Annotated in this window: 2 protein-coding genes and 2 pseudogenes; 3 read left to right on the top strand and 1 reads right to left on the bottom strand. The window is 70.8% G+C overall.

What is annotated here, in order from left to right:
- Positions 1–329, bottom strand: a pseudogene (locus I0Q12_RS32805) (5-formyltetrahydrofolate cyclo-ligase); the annotation flags it as partial.
- Between the two features lie 61 nt (positions 330–390).
- Here I0Q12_RS32805 and I0Q12_RS13720 point away from each other — a divergent pair.
- From I0Q12_RS13720 to I0Q12_RS32800, 3 genes and pseudogenes are all read left to right on the top strand, one after another.
- Positions 391–1,302: a UTP--glucose-1-phosphate uridylyltransferase gene (locus tag I0Q12_RS13720; RefSeq protein ID WP_197252448.1), complete on the top strand. Its 912-nt coding sequence runs from the start codon at positions 391–393 to the stop codon at positions 1,300–1,302.
- 36 nt (positions 1,303–1,338) lie between these two features.
- A complete protein-coding gene (gene glp / locus I0Q12_RS13715; protein WP_197252447.1) occupies positions 1,339–2,601 on the top strand; it encodes a gephyrin-like molybdotransferase Glp in 1,263 nt (420 codons plus the stop codon).
- Positions 2,601–2,744 (top strand): annotated as a pseudogene (locus I0Q12_RS32800) (RimJ/RimL family protein N-acetyltransferase); the annotation flags it as partial. The gene glp and the pseudogene I0Q12_RS32800, both read left to right, overlap by 1 nt.

Below are 2,744 nucleotides of genomic sequence, written 5' to 3'. Positions count from 1 at the left end.
GTCAGCACCGGACCGCGGGGTTCGCGCAGACCGTAGTCCGCCGCCACGAGGTCGTCCTCGCCGGTGTACTCGGCCCACTCCAGGATGCTGTCCTTGCTGGTGAGTGGCACCAGCACCCGGATTCCGCCGTCCCGCAGGGCGTCGAGCAGCGCCAGGGACCCCGGTTCGGTACCCACCGGGATGTACGCGCAGACCGTCGCTCCGGATGTGGCCAGCGCGCGCGCCGACGCGGTCAGCGCATCGTCCTCGACGCGACGCTGGGCGTCGCTGCGGTCGCGCCGGGCGGCGAGGACCGATGTCCGCCAGACGGCCTTGGATCGTGCCTGCACACCGGCCACCTTAAGATCGTGAGGGGCTACCGCGTGGTAGCGAACGTTAGGGTGGGAGTCTATGACGAACAATACGACCGACGGCGTCCGACATTTCCGGACGGCAGTCGTGCCGGCGGCAGGAATGGGTACCCGGTTTCTGCCGGCGACCAAGACCGTGCCGAAGGAACTCCTTCCGGTCGTGGACACCCCGGGCATCGAACTCGTGGCAGGGGAGGCCGCCGATTCCGGTGCCGAACGGTTGCTGATCGTCACGTCCCCCGGCAAGGACGGCGTGGTCGCGCACTTCGTCGAGGATCTCGTGCTCGAGTCGAAGCTCGAGGAGAAGGGCAAGTACGAACTGCTCGCCAAGGTCCGCAAGGCTCCGGGCCTGCTCGAGGTCCAGTCCGTCGTCCAGGAACAGCCGCTCGGCCTCGGCCACGCCGTCGCCTGCGCGGAGAAGGCCCTCGACCCCGACGAGGACGCGATCGCGGTGCTGCTGCCCGACGACCTCGTGCTGCCCGTCGGTGTGCTCGAAACGATGCAGCGGGTGCGCGCCAAGCGCGGCGGCTCGGTGCTGTGCGCGATCGACGTGCCCAAGGAACAGATCAGCGCGTACGGCGTGTTCGACGTCGAGGTCGTGCCCGATGCGACCAACCCCGACGTGCTCAAGGTCCTCGGCATGGTCGAGAAGCCGGCCGTCGAGGACGCGCCGTCGACGTTCGCCGCCGCCGGTCGCTACCTGCTCGATCGCGCGATCTTCGACGCCCTGCGCCGCATCACGCCCGGCGCCGGCGGCGAACTCCAGCTGACCGACGCGATTGCCCTGCTCATCGAGGAAGGCCACCCCGTGCACGTCGTCGTGCACCGCGGCACTCGACACGACCTCGGAAATCCCGGGGGCTACCTGCGGGCTGCGGTTGACTCTGCGTTGAACACCGAGGAATACGGTCCGTCTTTGCGCCAGTGGCTCATCGAGCGCCTCGAACGCTGACGGTCGACGGGTCGCGGCTGGAGGACGAGAGACGTTATGCGGTCGGTTGAGGAACAGCAGGCACGGGTCACGGCGGCAGCCGTCGCACCCAGGCCGGTTCGGGTGGCGATCTCCGAGGCGCAGGGCCTGCTCTGCGCCGAGGAAGTGGTCACCGAACGGCCGCTGCCGGGCTTCGACCAGGCCGCGATCGACGGCTACGCGGTGCGCAGCGTCGACGTGCAGGACGCCGGGGTCACCGCCACCGACGAGGACGGGGAACCGGCGGCCGAGCTGAGCCTGCCCGTCGTCGGGGAGGTTCGCGCCGGCTCGCGCCAGCCCATCCGGCTGCAACCCCGGCAGGCGGTGCGTGTCGACACCGGCGCACCTCTGCCCACCCTCGCCGACGCGGTGCTCCCGCTCGAGTTCACCGACGGCGGCACCGCCCGCATCAAGGTACACAAGGCGGTCCGCAGCGGCGACTACGTGCGCCGCACCGGCGACGACGTGCAACCCGGGGATGTCGCGGTCCGCGCCGGGACCATCATCGGGTCGGCGCAGGTCGGCCTGCTCGCCGCGGTCGGACGCGACAAGGTGCTCGTGCACCCGCGACCGCGGTTGTCGGTCATCTCCGTCGGTGGCGAACTGGTCGACGTGGACCGCACGCCCGGACCGGGACAGGTGTACGACGTGAACTCGTACGCGCTGGCCGCCGCCGCGCGGGATGCGGGCGCCGACGTCAACCGCGTCGGCATTGTCGGCACCGACCCGAAGACGCTGCGCGAGGTCGTCGAGGGACAGCTGATCCGCTCGGAGATCGTCGTGATCGCGGGGGCGGTCGGCGGCGGTGCCCTCGAGGACGTGCGCGAAGCGCTGTCCGAACTCGGCCCACTCGAAGTGGACCGTGTCGCAATGCATCCCGGGTCCGTGCAGGGCTTCGGTCAGCTCGGCCGCGACGAGGTGCCCACATTCCTGTTGCCCGCCAACCCCGTCGGCGCGCTCGTCGTGTTCGAAGTGATGGTGCGGCCGCTGATCCGGATCGCACTCGGCCGTCGGCACCCGATGCGGCGGGTCGTCCCGGCACGCACGGTCTCGCCGATCACGTCCATCCCCGGCCGGAAGGGTTTCCTGCGCGGCCAGCTGATGCGCGACGAGGCGACCGGCGACTACCTGGTGCAGGCGCTCGGTGGGGCGGCGGGCGCGTCGTCGCATCTGCTCGCCACGCTCGCCGAGGCGAACTGCCTGGTGTTGATCGATCCCGATGTCTCCGAGGTTCGCACCGGCGACCCCGTCGACGTGGCGTTCCTCGGGCAGCGCGGTTGATCGGGGCTCATCCGGGCTGGCCGGCGGATCTGGGTCCGTTGCGGGTCCGCGGCGGTCTGGTGACGGTGCGGTCCGTGCGGTTGCGCGACGCCGCCGCGTGGAGCCGGCTGCGGATCGCCGACCGCAACCACCTCGAACCGTGG

Source organism: Rhodococcus sp. CX (assembly GCF_015865005.1).
GTDB lineage: Bacteria > Actinomycetota > Actinomycetes > Mycobacteriales > Mycobacteriaceae > Rhodococcus.
The sequence above is the reverse complement of the archived record's forward strand: the minus strand, read 5'-3'. Positions and strand labels throughout refer to the sequence as shown.

Coding starts and splice junctions, on each gene's coding strand:
- glp (WP_197252447.1), top strand. CDS start 1,339: ATGCGGTCGGTTGAGGAACAGCAGGCACGGGTCACGGCGGCAGCCGTC.
- I0Q12_RS13720 (WP_197252448.1), top strand. CDS start 391: ATGACGAACAATACGACCGACGGCGTCCGACATTTCCGGACGGCAGTC.